The sequence below is a fragment of the Clavibacter sp. GW821-FHT01D01 genome (assembly GCF_059422605.1).
This window is the reverse complement of record NZ_JBWKXC010000005.1, coordinates 1-13,575: the sequence shown is the minus strand read 5'-3', so window position 1 is coordinate 13,575 and position 13,575 is coordinate 1. Positions and strand designations below refer to the sequence as shown.

Here is a 13,575-nt window from a genome sequence, read left to right as displayed (position 1 = left end):
CTCCAGGTGGGGCGGGTCAGCGATCGGCGGCGATCGGGAGGAGCGGCAGGACGGTGACGCTGTCCGGCCGGGTCTGGTCGGGGGACGGCATGGTGCTCCCCGGCAGGGAGGCGGCGGCGGAGCCGTGGGCGGCGGCCTGCGCGAGCCGCCCCTCGGGTCCGGCGCCGCGGTGGTCGGCCAGCAGGTAGCCCGCGAGCGACGAGTCGCCCGCGCCCACGGTGCTCACGGGCACGATCGGCGGCATGGTGGCGAGCCACCCTCCGTCGGCCGTGGTGAGGACGGCACCGCGTGCGCCGAGGGTCGCGAGGACCGCCCGGCAGCCGCGGGAGACGAGGTCCCGGGACGCGTCGTGCGCGAGGCGCGGATCGGCCTCGAGCGCGTCCGGGTCGGGGAGGCCCACCAGCTCGGCGAGCTCCTCGGCGTTGGGCTTCACGAGGTCGACGACGGCGCTCGATGCGACGAGCGCCGCCATGGGCGCGCCCGAGGAGTCGACGGCGATGCGCGGCGCGCGGTCCCCGAGCTCGGCGCGGACGGCGTGCACCACGCGCGCGGCGAAGTCGTCGTCGAGCCCGGGCGGCAGGGAGCCGGCGATCACGAGCCAGCTCGCCGACCTGGCGTGCTGGATCACGAGGGCGACGAGCGCGTCGGCCTCGGCGGGCGACAGCGCGGGCCCCGGCTCGTTGACCTTCGTCGTCGTGCCGTCGGGCTCGGTGAGGGTGACGTTCTGGCGGACGCGGCCGTCGATGTCGAGGTGGTCGAGCGGGATGCGCTCGGCGGCCAGGGCCACGAGCATCGGGTCGTCGAGGCGCCCGGGCAGGAGCGCGAGGGTCGCGAGGCCCGACGCGATGAGCGCGCGGGAGACGTTCACGCCCTTGCCGCCCGGCTGCTCCGTGACCGCGCGGGCGCGCTGCACGGCACCGCGCTCGAGCGCCCCGGCGAGGTCGATGGTGCGGTCGAGGCTCGGGTTGGCGGTGAGGGTGAGGATCACGCGACCATCACCTCCACCTCGGCGCGGGCGAGCGCGTCCCGGAGCGGCGCGTCGGGCGCCTGGTCGGTGACGAGCGTGTCGAGGTCGTCGAGGGCCGCGAAGCCGACGAGCGCCTCCTCCCCCGCCTTCGACGCGTCCACCAGGGCGACGGCCCGGCGGGATCCTCGGGTCAGGGCGGTCTTCACGGCGGCCTCCTCCTCGTCGGGCGTGCTCAGGCCGAACTCCGCGTGGATGCCGTTCGCGCCGATGAAGGCGATGTCCGGCCGCAGGCGCGACAGCTGTCCGAGGGTCGCGGGCCCGACCGCGGCGCTCGTGATGCCGCGGAGCCGGCCGCCGAGCAGCTGCACCTCCACGGCGGGGTTCCGGCTGACGGTCTGCGCGACGACCATCGAGTGGGTGACGACGACGAGCGTGCGGCCGACGACGTCGGGCGTCCACTCGGCGAGCCGGTCGGCGACGAGGCTCGTCGTCGTGCCCGCGTCGAGCGCGATGGACCCCTGGAAGGTCGCGGGGATGAGGCGCATGGCGGCGTCGGCGATGCGGGCCTTGGCGGCCGTGTTGCGCGTGCCGCGCGCGTCGAGGCTCTCCTCGGCGCGCGTGGAGCGGTTCGCGCGGACGGCGCCGCCGTGCACGCGGCGGAGCACGCCGCGCGTCTCCAGCTGGGCGAGGTCGCGGCGGACGGTCTCGGTGGTCACGTCGAACTCGCGGGCAAGGCCCACCACCGCGACACGGCCGGTGCGCTCGAGGAGGGCGACCACCCTGTCCTGGCGTTCCTCGGCGTACATGGGCGGTCTCCTTCGACTCCGTGGGGCACGTGCGCCTCGCGTCCTCGCACTGTAGCCCGCATGCGCAGGAGAAGCAACACGTTCCCACAAGGAGCCACACGATCGCAGACGAGCGGGTCCTCCGCGGATCGGCGTCGGTCAGCGCCCGAGCGCGGCGGCCTCCTCGCGCAGCACGTCCGCGACGGCGTCCGCCTCCCAGGCGAGCCCCGCGGCGTTCGGGTGCAGCGGCACGGAGCCCGCGCTCCCGCCGAGGCCGGCGACGTACGCCTCCCCCGCGTCGCCGGCGCACGCGCCGTGCGCGGCCGTCGGGGTCTCCTGGTCGACGTAGCGCGCACCGGCGTCCCCGGCGGCCCGGGCGATCGCGTCGTCGAGCGCGCGCTGGATCCCCGCCAGCCACACCGCGTCCCTGTCCGTGAGGAGCACCTGCCCGTTCACGGTCGCGCCCGCGGTCGCGCTCAGGCAGCCCTCCGCCGGGAGGGCGTCGGGACCGGACAGCACGGTCAGGTAGCCGAGCGCGACGATGCGGGCGCCGGGCGCGGCGGCGCGGATCCGGGCGAACGCGTCGTCGAGGCGGGCCGAGACCTCGCCGTCGATGCGGGCGCGGACGGCGTCGGTCCCGCCCGCGGGCGCGAGCTGGTCGACGCACGTGGTGCCGCCGGCGGCCACCGGGCCCTCCGGGTCCCGCGCCAGGCAGCCGCCCACGAGCGCCGGGAAGCCGAGGTCGTTGCCCCCGAGCCGCACGAGCACGACGTCGGCGCCGCCGGCCAGCGCGTCGAGCTGCGCGGGTACCGTCTGCCCGCCGCGCTCCCGCGGCGCCGTGAGGTCCGCCGTCGTGGCCCCGTCGCAGGCCGCGTCCACCAGCTCGGCGCCGACGGCCGCCGCGGCGACGCGGACGGACGCGGCCACGGTCCGGCCGCAGACCCCGGGGTCGCCGGGTACGGGCTCCGCCGGGCCCGTGCCGGTCGAGTACGAGTCGCCGAGGGACACGATGCGCAGCGGCTCCGCCGTCTCGGTCGGCTCCACCGGGCCCGGACCCGAGCAGCCGCCCACGATGAGGAGCAGCCCCGTCAGGAGCGCCCCCAGCACGGCCCCGCGGCGAGGCACCGCGGGCCGTCGTGACCAGGCCCGGGACGCGGTCCGGCGGTTCGCGGGAGCGGGGGCGTCGTCGGCGTGGTCCATCCCGTCGACCCTACGCGAGGGCCGTGGGCGGATCCCTGGACGGGAGGAGCCGGATCAGTCCTCGGCGCCGCGTCGGCGGACGTAGACGACCACGGCCACGATGAGCCCGACCAGGAGGCCGGCGGCCAGCGGGAAGAGGAAGCCGCCCGGGCCGATCTGCGTCACGACGCTGCCGTGGTCGATGCGCGTGTCGACGACGCCGGGCACGTCGAGCCCCGGGTAGCCCTCGGTGCCCTGCGCGAAGGAGGTGATGAGGAGCGTGACGATGACCGCCGCGCCCACCACGAACGCGGCGAGGAACCCCAGTACCGCGGATCCGACCACCGATGCGCGGTGCGGGTCGGTGGCGTGCGTCCGGTGCAGGGTGGCGTGCGACATTGTGGAGCTCCAGGGGTCGATGACCTGGGCCACGGTACCCGCGTCCTCCAAGTGGAGGACAGTCCCCCGATCGGGGAGCGCGTGCGCGGCACCCCGCGAGGACCCGGCGGGGCTGTCAAGGCCCTTGGCGCCTCCGGGTCGTCGGGCGTCGGGTGGAGGGACGTCCACGACGAGATGGAGGCACTCCCATGACCGACCTCACGACCGAACGGCGCACCTGGGCCGAGCTGCTCCGACGACCCGGGCCCTGGATCCAGGTGCACGTCGACGACTCCGTCGACACGGCCGATCCCCCGCAGGTGCTCGAGACCCGGCGGCGGAGCGTCGTCGACCGGCTCGCCCGCGACGGCGCGTCCGACGAGGACCTCGCGCTGGTCTCGTCGGCGCTCGCGCACGAGCCCGCGCCCGGCGGCCCGCGCACCCGCATCGTCCTCGTCGAGGGCGGCGAGCTGGTCCTCGACGAGTCGATCCCCGGCATCCCCACCGAGCCCGAGTCCGTGGGCGTCGTCCCGGTCCCCGACCTCGTGCCCCTCCTGGAGCGCGAGCCCGAGCGCATCGCCTACGTGGTCGTGGAGACCAGCCGGGATGGCGGCGAGGTGCGCGTCCTGAGGGCGGGCGCGGACCAGCTCGTCGACGAGCGCTCCGTCGAGGGCCGGACCGACACGCTGCACGCGGTGCAGACGGGCGGGTGGCGCCAGGACCGGCTGCAGCACCACGCGGAGGAGATCTGGCGCCAGACGCAGGGCGAGCTCGCCGAGCGCGTCGACGAGGTCGTCCGGCGGCACCGGCCGCGCCTCCTCGTCGTCGCCGGCGACATCCGGGCCCGCCAGCTGCTCGAGGGGGAGCTCGGAGCGGAGGCCCGGGCGATCCTGGCGGTGGAGCCGACGAACACGCGCGCCGACGGCGCCGACGGCCGGGCCCTCGAGGACCGGACGCGGACGGAGCTGCAGCGGATCCTGGCGGCGGGCGAGCGCGACGTCCTCGACCGCGTGGCCCAGCACGAGGGCCGCGGCGACGGCTGGGCGGAGACGCGGGTGGGTGCCGTCGTGCGCGCCCTCGCGAGCGCCCAGGTCGACACCCTCGTGCTCGACGCCGACGCGCTCCGCGACCAGCGCCTGCTGGCGCTCGGCGACGCCCCGTGGATCGCGGCCGCCCCGGAGGACGCGCTCGGCGCCGAGGTCCTGGGGCACGTCCCGGCGCACGTCGCGCTCACCCGGGCCGCGCTGCTGACCGACGCGCGCATCGTCCTCGCGGACTCGACCACGGCGCCCGACGGCCCGGACGCGATCGGCCTGCCCGGCGGCGCGTCCGACGCCGCCCTCCTGCGCTGGCCCGAGGGCCCGGCGGTACCGGGGACGGGCACGACCGCGTGAACGCCGTCCCCGACCCCGCACGCCGCGCACCCACCATCGACACGAGCCCCGAGGAGGCACCATGACCGACGCACCCGCCCACGACGACCTGCCCCTGCCCGACTTCGACCACATCCCGCTCGCGACGCTCCCGCAGCGGCTCCTGCCCCTGGACGAGCGGCAGCTCCTGCTGCTCGTCGCCTACGAGGGCGCGCACGGGGACCGCCTCCCGGTGATGCAGGTGCTCGAACGGCGCCTCGAGGCGCTGCGCGGCGGCGCCGAGCCCGCCGGCCGCGTCCCGGAGACCATGCCCGAGGTCGCGCAGGGCGGTCACGTGCCGCAGGTCACGCCGGCGACGAGCGGACCGCCCGTGAACCCGCCGTCGCACGGCGACCCGACGAACCCCGCGCAGCCCCGCTGAGCCACGCAGGGCCCGCGAACGGGAAGAGCCCCGCCCCTCCGTGAGGAGGAGCGGGGCTCGAGGGTGGATCTGAGGGGATTCGAACCCCTGACCCCCTGCATGCCATGCAGGTGCGCTACCAACTGCGCCACAGACCCGTTCTCCGCTTCCCTGCGGAAGCGACTCGTCTACATTACTACACATTCCGACCGCCCCATGACCAGGGCATCCTCCCCGCTCATCCCGGCGCGTCCCGCCGCGCGGATCCGGGCGGACGGGGCCGTGACCGGGCGCGGGGCGCACGGACGACGGGCCGGGCCGGGCGCCTCAGGGGCGCGTCGGCCGGCCCGGGCCGGGGCCGATCAGGATGCGGACGGGCTCGGCTCGATCTCGAGCTCGACCACGGGGCAGTCCTTCCAGAGGCGCTCCAGCGAGTAGTACATGCGGTCCTCCTCGGTGAAGACGTGGGCGACGACGTCGCCGAAGTCGAGGAGGATCCAGCGGCCCTCGCTCTTCCCCTCGCGGCGCAGCGGCTTGGCGCCGGCCTCGATCATCTTGTCCTCGATCTCGTCGGCGACCGCCTGCGCGTTCCGCTCGTTGCGGGCCGAGGCGATGAGGAAGACGTCGGTGAGGGGCAGGGGCCCGGAGACGTCGAGCGCGACCAGGTCGATGGCCTGCTTGGAGTCGGCGGCGGATGCGGCGACCTTGAGCAGGTCGAGGGCGCGGGGAGAAGCGGTCACAGAGTCCTTCCGGGACGGGTGGGGTGGTGCAGGGGTTCAGAATACATTCGTCATGAACGCGACGATGACGAGGCCCGCGCCGATGACGGCGACTCCCCCGGCCGTGACGGCCGCGACGACGGGCGCGGTGAAGCGCTTGCGGGGCGGCGGCTGCACGACGGCGCGCGTCGAGGTATGGGTGCTGACCGCCCGGCTCGCGCGGACGGGCTCCGAGTCGGAGCCGCCCGGGGCGTGGTCGTGGTCGTCGCCCTGCTCGAGGATCCGGTCCATGTCGGCCGTGTCGAAGCGGTCCGGGTGGGTGCCCATGGACCCCAGGCTGCGGGGCAGGTCGATCGACCCGGTGATGATGATCTCGCCCGTGCTGTTCAGCGCCTGCTGCATGTCGCCGGCGTGCGGCACGGTCGGGAGGATGAAGTGGTTGCCGGTGTGCGGCTGGTCCTCGTCGACCTGGTCCTGCACCGACCAGTGGCCGGTCGGCGGCGTGAACGGCGTTCGTGCGTCGGCGGCGGATCCGGTCGGCTCGGCCGCGCGGTCCCCGGGGTCGACGCCCTCGAGGTCCTCGGCCGCGGCGGACGCGCGGGTGCCGAACGCGGGCTCGAGCGACGGGGCCGCGGCGCCGGTCGTCCACGACGCGGGCTCGAGGGAGGGGGCCGGCCGCGGGTCCTCGTCCCGGCTCGGCGTGTGCGCGGCCAGCGGCGGCACCGTCGGCTGCTCCCCCGAGGCGTCGACGTCGCGGCCGGCGGCGTCGCCCGAGGGCACGATGGGCGCGAAGGGCCACGCGGAGGGGGTCTCGGCGGACGGCGTCGCCGCCGCGGGGGTCACGGCGGACGGCGTCGCACCGTCCGAGGTCTCCCGGGCATCGCGGTCGGCGTCGACGTCCCCGGCGGGGGCCGCCTCGACCGCAGCCGTGTCCTGCCCGGGGACGGCATCCGCATCGGCGTCGGCATCGACGTCGGCGGCGCGGCGGTAGGCGCTGCCGTAGGGCGCGCGCGGGCGGGGCGCGGTCCGCGACCCGCGGCCGTAGCGGGCGTACGGCGGCACGGATGCGCCGGATCCGGCGGGGGGCGCGTCGTCGACGGCCACGGCGTCGCGGGAGCCGGTCTCGGCGGCGTCATCGCCGTCGCGATCGGCCGAGGGACCAGCCGGCGTCGCGGACGGGGAGCCCGGTGCGTCCTCGTGCTCGGATCCGCGCTGCTGGCGGGCGGCCTCCTCGGCCTCGCGGATGGCGCGGAGCTGGCGCCGGGTCAGCACCCCGCCCGAGAGGAGGATGGCGGAGGTCTCGGGGCCCACGCCGGTCGGTGCGGGCGCAGGGGCGGCCGCGGGGACCTCGGGCGCGGATCCCCCGACGGACGGATCCGTCGGGGGCGCATCCACCGGGACGCCGGCGACCGCGGCGTCCTCGGACACGGCGTCCTCGGGAGCGGTGCGCTCGGAGGCGGCGTCCTCGGGAGCGGTGGCGCTGGTCGACGCGGCGTCCGACGAGGCCGCGGCGCTGTCATCGGAGGCGGAGGCGGAGGCCGAGCCGGAGCCGGAGGGATCCGACGTCTGCACGGCGGCCTCGGGAGGATCCGTGGGGGCCTCCTGGCCGACCGGGGCGTCGTCCGCCTCGTCGATGCCGAGCGCGAGGGCACGGGCCCGCTCGGCGGCGCGCATCTCGCGGCGGCTGAGACCGAGCGTCTGGGGAGCGGGACCGTCGTCGAACGAGGTCGGCCCGGAGTCGGGCGCGTCGTGGGAGGGGGTCATTGCGGGCTCCGATACAGGTGGTGCTTGGAGATGTACTGGACGACCCCGTCGGGGACGAGGTACCACACGGGGAAGCCCCGTCCGACTCGGCTCCGGCAGTCGGTCGAGGAGATGGCCAGCGCCGGCACCTCCAGTAATCTTACGTCGGCGTGCGGGAGGCCGCTCTCGGTGAGGTCGTGGCCGGGACGCGTCACGGCGACGAAGTGCGCGAGGTCCCACAGCTCCGCGACGTCCTTCCACCCGAGGATCTGCTGGATGGCGTCCGCGCCCGTGATGAAGAAGAGCTCCGCGTCCGGGTGCGTGCGCCGGATGTCGCGGAGCGTGTCGATCGTGTAGGTGGTGCCGGCCCGGTCGATGTCGACGCGGCTGACGGTGAACCGCGGGTTCGCCGCGGTCGCGATCACGGTCATGAGGTAGCGGTGCTCGCCGTCGGTGACCGTCTGCTTCTGCCACGGCTGGCCCGTGGGGACGAAGATCACCTCGTCGAGCTGGAGGTGCTGCTGCACCTCGCTCGCGGCCACGAGGTGGCCGTTGTGGATGGGGTCGAACGTGCCGCCCATGACCCCGATGCGGAGGCGCGGGGTCGCGGGTGTCGTCATCTGGCGGGTGCTCGCGCTCAGTGCGCCTGGTCCGCGGTGCCGTGGCCCTGCTCGGCGACGGGGGGCTTGCCCCACTTCTCCGAGTGGCGGTTGCTCACGTCGCGGAAGCTGAACATGACCACGCCGAGGGCGATGAACGCGACCGCGGCGACGGCCGGGAACACCCAGAGCGGAGCGGCGAGCTCCATGGCGTGCTCGGTCTCGGCGAGGATGGTGGTGGTCAGCGCGTGCATGGGATCTCCGTTCGTGGCACGCCCCGTGGTGCGGAGGCGGCGCCTGCCATCCTATCGGCGGCCCCTTCGCGGGGTGCACCCGGCCTGGGCGAGCCGTGGTCCCGGCCCGACCTCCGCCCGGACTCCGTCCGGTCAGCCGCGGACCTGTCCGCTCCCCCGCACGACCCACTTGGTGCTCGTCAGCTCCTGCAGGCCCATGGGTCCCCGCGCGTGCAGCTTCTGCGTGGAGATCCCCACCTCGGCGCCGAAGCCGAACTCGGATCCGTCGGTGAAGCGGGTGGACGCGTTCACCATCACGACGGCCGAGTCCACGGCGGCGAGGAAGCGCTCCGCCACGGCCACGTCGGACGTGACGATGGACTCGGTGTGGTGCGTCGACCAGCGGGAGATGTGCGCCACCGCGTCCTCCACCGAGTCGACGACGCGCACGGCCAGGTCGAGCGAGAGGTACTCGGCGGCCCAGTCCTCCTCCGTGGCGGGCACGGCCGCGGGCCACAGAGCGCGGACGGCGTCGTCGCCGTGCACCGTCACCCCGCGGTCGCGGAGGGCGTCGAGCACGTCGGGGAGGAGGCGCGGCGCGGCGTCCCGGTGGACGAGCAGCGTCTCCATGGCGTTGCAGACGCTCGGGCGGCTGACCTTCGCGTCGACGGCGATGCCGACCGCCATCCGCGCGTCGGCGGAGGCGTCGAGGTAGACGTGCACGACGCCCGCGCCGGTCTCGATCACGGGCACGGTCGACTCCTCGACGACCGTGCGGATGAGCTCGGCGGAGCCGCGCGGCACCAGCACGTCGACCAGTCCCCGCGCGCGCATCAGGCGGGCGGCACCGGCCCGCCCGTGCGCGTCCACGGTCTGCACGGCGTCGGCGGGGAGGCCGGCGCCCTCGAGCGCCGTGCGCATGACGTCGACGAGGACGGCGTTGGTGCCGAGCGCCGCCGAGCCCCCGCGGAGGACGACCGCGTTGCCGCTCTTGAGCGCCAGGGCGGCGATGTCGACGGTCACGTTCGGCCGGGCCTCGTAGATGGCGCCGACCACGCCGAAGGGGACGCGCACCTGGGACAGCAGGAGTCCGTTCGGCAGCGTGCGGCCGCGCACGACGTGGCCGAGCGGGTCGTCGAGCGCGCGGATCCCGGCCACGGCGTCGGCGAGCGAGGCGACGCGGCGCGCGTCCAGGGTCAGACGGTCGAGGAGGCCCGTCGCGAGCCCGGCGGCCCGGCCCGCCTCGAGGTCCCGGGCGTTGGCCGCGACGATGCGGTCGGCGTGCGCGAGCAGGGCGGTGGCGACGGCGTCGAGCGCCGCGTCGCGCTCACCGGAGGTGCGGGCGGCGACGGCGGTGGACGCGGCGCGAGCGGCCTCCAGGATCCGCTCGAGCTCCGCGTCCGGGCCGGGGGTGCCGGTGTGCGCGGTGCGGGCGTCGGGCGCGGCGGGAGCGGTGGAGGCGATCGTGGGCATGGACGGAAGCCTAGCCAGCGGTCCGACGACGGGGTGGACGCGCGGCGTGCGGCGGAGCGCGGCGCCGGTCAGGCGCGGGGGGCGAACCAGGTGCCGACGTGTCCGCCGCCGAGGGCATCCGCGACCTGCGCGGTCGAGGTGAGGAGCACGCCCGTGCCGGCCTCCGTGGCCAGGCGCGCGGCGGCGACCTTGGTGACCGCTCCCCCGGTGCCGACGCCCGTGCCGGTGCTGCCGATCTCGACGCCCGCGAGCTCGTCGCCGAAGTCGACGTGCGCGATGCGGCGCGCGCCCGGCTCCTGGGGCGGACGCGTGTAGAGCGCGTCCACGTCGGAGAGGAGCAGCAGGAGGTCCGCGTCGACCAGCCGCGCGACGAGCGCCGCCAGCCGGTCGTTGTCGCCGAAGCGGATCTCGTGCGTCGCCACCGTGTCGTTCTCGTTGACGATGGGCAGGAGCCGGAGGCCGAGGAGGCGCTCCATGGCGCGCTGCGCGTTCTCGCGGTGGTCCGGCGCGGCCAGGTCGCCGGCGGTGAGGAGCACCTGCCCCGCGACGATGCCGTAGCGGTCGAGGCTCTCCTGGTAGCGGAAGACGAGCACGCTCTGCCCGACTGCCGCGGCCGCCTGCTGCGTCGCGAGGTCCGCCGGGCGGTCGTCGAGGCGGAGGAACGGCATGCCCGTGGCGATCGCGCCCGACGACACCAGGACGACCTCGGCGCCGCGCGCATGGACCGCCGCGATCGCGTCGACGAGGGGACCGATCTGCCCGGCGTTCTCGCCGCTGATGGACGACGAGCCCACCTTCACGACGATGCGGCGGGCCGTGGCGATGCCCGCGCGCGCGGTCGTGCCCATCGCCTACGCCCTCTCGTCCGCGGGGGCGTCCTCGTCGGTCGCGTCGTCGTCCGCCCACAGCCCGGCCTCGCCCTCGCGCACGAGCTGGGCCCGCGCCTCGGCCTTGGCGTCCATGCGGGCGAAGTAGTCCTCGCGACGCGCCTGGTTGGTGCGGCGGTTGAGCGGGTCGACGCGGGCGTCCGCGCCACGCGGGCTCGTGATGAGCTCCGCGGTGGAGGTCAGGGTGGGCTCCCAGTCGAAGACCACGCCGCTGCCCTCGCCGATGACGACGCTGGATCCGGCGACGGCCCCGGCCTTGAACAGCCCGTCCTCGACGCCGAGCTTCGCGAGCCGGTCCGCCAGGTAGCCGACGGCCTCGTCGTTGGTGAAGTCGGTCTGCTGCACCCAGCGCTCCGGCTTCGTGCCGAGCACCCGGTAGATGTCGCCGTAGCTGCCGCCGTCGACGCGGATGGTGAAGGGCTTCTCGTCCACCGCCCGCGGGCGCAGCACGATGCGCGGGGCCTCGGGCTCCTCGGCGGCCTTGGCGCGGGCGTCCTCCACGAGCTCGGCCAGGGCGAAGGACAGCTGGCGCAGGCCCTCGTGGCTGACCGTGGAGATGTCGAACACGCGGTAGCCGCGCGCCTCGAGCTCGGGGCGCACGAGCTCGGCGAGCTCCTGGGCCTCCGGGACATCGATCTTGTTCAGCGCGATGAGCTGGGGGCGCTCGAGCAGCGGCACCTGGCCCGCGGGCACCGGGTACGCGGCGAGCTCGGTGAGGATAATGTCGAGGTCCGAGATCGGGTCCCGTCCGGGATCGAGCGTCGCGCAGTCCAGGACGTGCAGCAGCGCGGAGCAGCGCTCGACGTGGCGGAGGAACTCGAGACCGAGGCCCTTGCCCTCGCTCGCGCCCTCGATGAGCCCGGGCACGTCGGCGACGGTGTACCGGGAGTCCGCCACCTCGACCACGCCGAGGTTCGGGTGCAGGGTCGTGAACGGGTAGTCGGCGATCTTCGGCTTCGCGGCGGAGATGGACGCGACGAGGCTCGACTTGCCCGCGGACGGGTAGCCGACGAGCGCCACGTCGGCGACGACCTTCAGCTCGAGGACGACGTCGCCCTCGTAGCCCTGCGTGCCGAGGAGCGCGAAGCCGGGGGCCTTGCGCTTGGTGGTGGCGAGCGACGCGTTGCCGAGCCCGCCCTGCCCGGCCTCGGCCGCGACGAAGCGCATGCCGGGCGTGGCCATGTCGGCGAGCTCCTGGCCGTCGGCGTCCTTGACGACCGTCCCGACGGGCACGGGGAGCTCGAGGGTCTCGCCCAGCGTGCCGTGGCGGTGGTCGCCCATGCCGGGGCCGCCGTTCCGGGAGGAGCGGTGCGGGCCGCGGTGGTAGGCCAGCAGGGTCGTGACCTGCGGATCGGCGACGAGGACGATGTCCCCGCCGTTGCCGCCGTTGCCGCCATCGGGGCCGGCGAGGGGCTTGAACTTCTCGCGGCGGACAGAGACGCAGCCGTTGCCGCCGTTTCCCGCCCGCAGGTGGAGGGTCACGGTGTCGACGAATGTCGCCATGTCTGTCGCTCGTTTCTTCTCGGGGTGTCTCCTGCGGAACGCACGCAAGGGCGGGCCGAGGCCCGCCCTTGAGGTGCTGCGCGGCAGAGCCGCTGCAGGATCGTGCTGTCGGCCTGCGCTAGGCCGGGACGACGATGTTGACGACCTTGCGGCCGCCCTTGACGCCGAACTCCACCGAGCCGGCGGAGAGGGCGAACAGCGTGTCGTCGCCGCCACGGCCGACGTTGACGCCGGGGTGGAAGTGCGTGCCGCGCTGGCGGACGATGATCTCGCCGGCGCCGACGACCTGGCCGCCGAAGCGCTTCACGCCGAGGCGCTGGGCGTTCGAGTCACGGCCGTTGCGGGTAGAGCTCGCGCCCTTCTTGTGTGCCATCTGCTTCTCCCTGCGTTCTCGTGCTAGTTGATCTCGGTGACCTGGACGCGCGTGAGGTCCTGGCGGTGCCCCTGGCGCTTCTTGTACCCGGTCTTGTTCTTGAACTTCTGGATGACGATCTTGGGACCGCGGAGGTCGTTCAGGATCTCGGCGCTGACGGTGACGTCGGCGAGCTTCGCGGCGTCCGTGGTGATGGTGTCGCCGTCGACGAGCAGGACCGCGGGGAGCACGACCTTGCCGCTCTGCTGGTTCTTGACCCGGTCCATCGTGACGATGGTCCCGACCTCGACCTTCTCCTGCCGACCGCCGGCGCGCACAACTGCGTAAACCACTTTTCCGTACCTGTTTTCTCTCGCGGGCTTGACTCACTGGGGACATGACGCCCTGTGGCCCGAATCATTGGAGGAAGTCTGCATGCAGGCGCACGACCTCGGGGGTCGGCGCATGCCAGCGACTCACGTTACCGGAACGCCGGACAGGGGTCAAACCGCGGACCCCCGGCGTCCTCCATGGATCATACGCGAGCATCCGGGTGCATCGCCGCACGCGCGCCGGGCGCGTCGCGACGCGGACCGACGCGGGATCCGACGCGGCGGGCTCCTGCCTATGCTCGCAGGATGACCGTGCTCCTCGACCGACCCGCGTGGCCCGCGCACGGCACGCTGTGGGCGCACCTGGTGAGCGACGCGTCGCTCGACGAGCTGCACGCCTTCGCGCGCGCCGCCGGGATCCCGGAGCGGAGCTTCGACCGCGACCACTACGACGTGCCGGAGGCGCGGCACGCGGAGCTGGTGGCGCGCGGCGCCCTCCCCGTGTCGAACCGGGACCTGGTGCGGAGGCTGCAGGCCAGCGGGCTGCGCGTCACCCAGCGCGAGCGCAGGGCGCCCGAGGCCTGACGGCCGTCCGCACGGCGCACGACGAGGGGCCCGGAGCATGCGCTCCGGGCCCCTCGTCGTGGGGGGG

At 75.1% G+C, this 13,575-nt stretch carries 16 protein-coding genes and 1 tRNA gene; 3 read left to right on the top strand and 14 right to left on the bottom strand.

Translation table 11 applies throughout. The features are described 5' to 3' along the window. Positions 1 to 16: 16 nt before the first annotated feature. The 4 genes from AC07VC_RS08375 to AC07VC_RS08360 form a co-directional block, all read right to left on the bottom strand. The gene (locus tag AC07VC_RS08375; protein ID WP_494675741.1) at positions 17 to 988 is read right to left on the bottom strand and encodes a 1-phosphofructokinase family hexose kinase; all 972 of its coding nucleotides are present in this window, start codon (positions 986 to 988) and stop codon (positions 17 to 19) included. After that, a complete protein-coding gene (locus tag AC07VC_RS08370; protein ID WP_494675740.1) occupies positions 985 to 1,773 on the bottom strand; it encodes a DeoR/GlpR family DNA-binding transcription regulator in 789 nt (262 codons plus the stop codon). The genes AC07VC_RS08375 and AC07VC_RS08370 overlap by 4 nt, the downstream gene beginning before the upstream one ends. 138 nt (positions 1,774 to 1,911) lie before the next feature. After that, on the bottom strand, positions 1,912 to 2,952 hold the full coding sequence (locus AC07VC_RS08365) for an SGNH/GDSL hydrolase family protein (RefSeq protein WP_494675739.1): 1,041 nt from the start codon (positions 2,950 to 2,952) through the stop codon (positions 1,912 to 1,914). A 54-nt stretch (positions 2,953 to 3,006) separates the two neighbouring features. Next, positions 3,007 to 3,363, bottom strand: a complete 357-nt coding sequence (locus tag AC07VC_RS08360) for a hypothetical protein (RefSeq protein WP_317230962.1) — start codon at positions 3,361 to 3,363, stop codon at positions 3,007 to 3,009. A gap of 155 nt (positions 3,364 to 3,518) precedes the next feature. On the opposite strand from AC07VC_RS08360, the gene AC07VC_RS08355 reads away from it, so the two are divergent. Together AC07VC_RS08355 and AC07VC_RS08350 are read left to right on the top strand one after the other, a co-directional pair. Beyond that, the gene (locus tag AC07VC_RS08355; protein WP_494675738.1) at positions 3,519 to 4,703 is read left to right on the top strand and encodes a baeRF2 domain-containing protein; all 1,185 of its coding nucleotides are present in this window, start codon (positions 3,519 to 3,521) and stop codon (positions 4,701 to 4,703) included. A 61-nt stretch (positions 4,704 to 4,764) separates the two neighbouring features. Then, the gene (locus AC07VC_RS08350) at positions 4,765 to 5,103 is read left to right on the top strand and encodes a DUF8129 domain-containing protein (protein ID WP_317230960.1); all 339 of its coding nucleotides are present in this window, start codon (positions 4,765 to 4,767) and stop codon (positions 5,101 to 5,103) included. Positions 5,104 to 5,167: 64 nt separating this feature from the next. On the opposite strand, the gene AC07VC_RS08345 is transcribed toward AC07VC_RS08350, so the two are convergent. The 10 genes from AC07VC_RS08345 to rplU form a co-directional block, all read right to left on the bottom strand. After that, positions 5,168 to 5,240, bottom strand: a tRNA-Ala gene (locus AC07VC_RS08345). Between the two features lie 204 nt (positions 5,241 to 5,444). Continuing rightward, positions 5,445 to 5,822: a ribosome silencing factor gene (gene rsfS / locus AC07VC_RS08340; protein ID WP_317230959.1), complete on the bottom strand. Its 378-nt coding sequence runs from the start codon at positions 5,820 to 5,822 to the stop codon at positions 5,445 to 5,447. A gap of 36 nt (positions 5,823 to 5,858) precedes the next feature. Then, positions 5,859 to 7,565, bottom strand: coding sequence for a hypothetical protein (locus AC07VC_RS08335; protein WP_494675737.1), 1,707 nt, complete (start codon positions 7,563 to 7,565; stop codon positions 5,859 to 5,861). Then, a complete protein-coding gene (nadD, locus tag AC07VC_RS08330) occupies positions 7,562 to 8,164 on the bottom strand; it encodes a nicotinate-nucleotide adenylyltransferase (protein ID WP_116055267.1) in 603 nt (200 codons plus the stop codon). The genes AC07VC_RS08335 and nadD overlap by 4 nt, the downstream gene beginning before the upstream one ends. Before the next feature lie 17 nt (positions 8,165 to 8,181). After that, the gene (locus AC07VC_RS08325; protein ID WP_094130442.1) at positions 8,182 to 8,397 is read right to left on the bottom strand and encodes a hypothetical protein; all 216 of its coding nucleotides are present in this window, start codon (positions 8,395 to 8,397) and stop codon (positions 8,182 to 8,184) included. A gap of 132 nt (positions 8,398 to 8,529) precedes the next feature. Further along, on the bottom strand, positions 8,530 to 9,849 hold the full coding sequence (locus AC07VC_RS08320) for a glutamate-5-semialdehyde dehydrogenase (RefSeq protein ID WP_494675736.1): 1,320 nt from the start codon (positions 9,847 to 9,849) through the stop codon (positions 8,530 to 8,532). Between the two features lie 68 nt (positions 9,850 to 9,917). Further along, positions 9,918 to 10,697: a glutamate 5-kinase gene (gene proB, locus AC07VC_RS08315; RefSeq protein ID WP_494675735.1), complete on the bottom strand. Its 780-nt coding sequence runs from the start codon at positions 10,695 to 10,697 to the stop codon at positions 9,918 to 9,920. Between the two features lie 3 nt (positions 10,698 to 10,700). Beyond that, on the bottom strand, positions 10,701 to 12,239 hold the full coding sequence (gene obgE / locus AC07VC_RS08310) for a GTPase ObgE (protein ID WP_494675734.1): 1,539 nt from the start codon (positions 12,237 to 12,239) through the stop codon (positions 10,701 to 10,703). Positions 12,240 to 12,357: 118 nt separating this feature from the next. Next, entirely contained in the window at positions 12,358 to 12,612 is a 255-nt protein-coding gene (gene rpmA / locus AC07VC_RS08305; protein ID WP_012299161.1) for a 50S ribosomal protein L27, read from the bottom strand. 23 nt (positions 12,613 to 12,635) lie between these two features. Beyond that, positions 12,636 to 12,944, bottom strand: coding sequence for a 50S ribosomal protein L21 (rplU, locus tag AC07VC_RS08300; protein WP_012038175.1), 309 nt, complete (start codon positions 12,942 to 12,944; stop codon positions 12,636 to 12,638). Between the two features lie 285 nt (positions 12,945 to 13,229). On the opposite strand from rplU, the gene AC07VC_RS08295 reads away from it, so the two are divergent. Further along, positions 13,230 to 13,508: a DUF4031 domain-containing protein gene (locus AC07VC_RS08295; RefSeq protein WP_317230660.1), complete on the top strand. Its 279-nt coding sequence runs from the start codon at positions 13,230 to 13,232 to the stop codon at positions 13,506 to 13,508. The last annotated feature ends 67 nt before the right edge of the window (positions 13,509 to 13,575 follow it).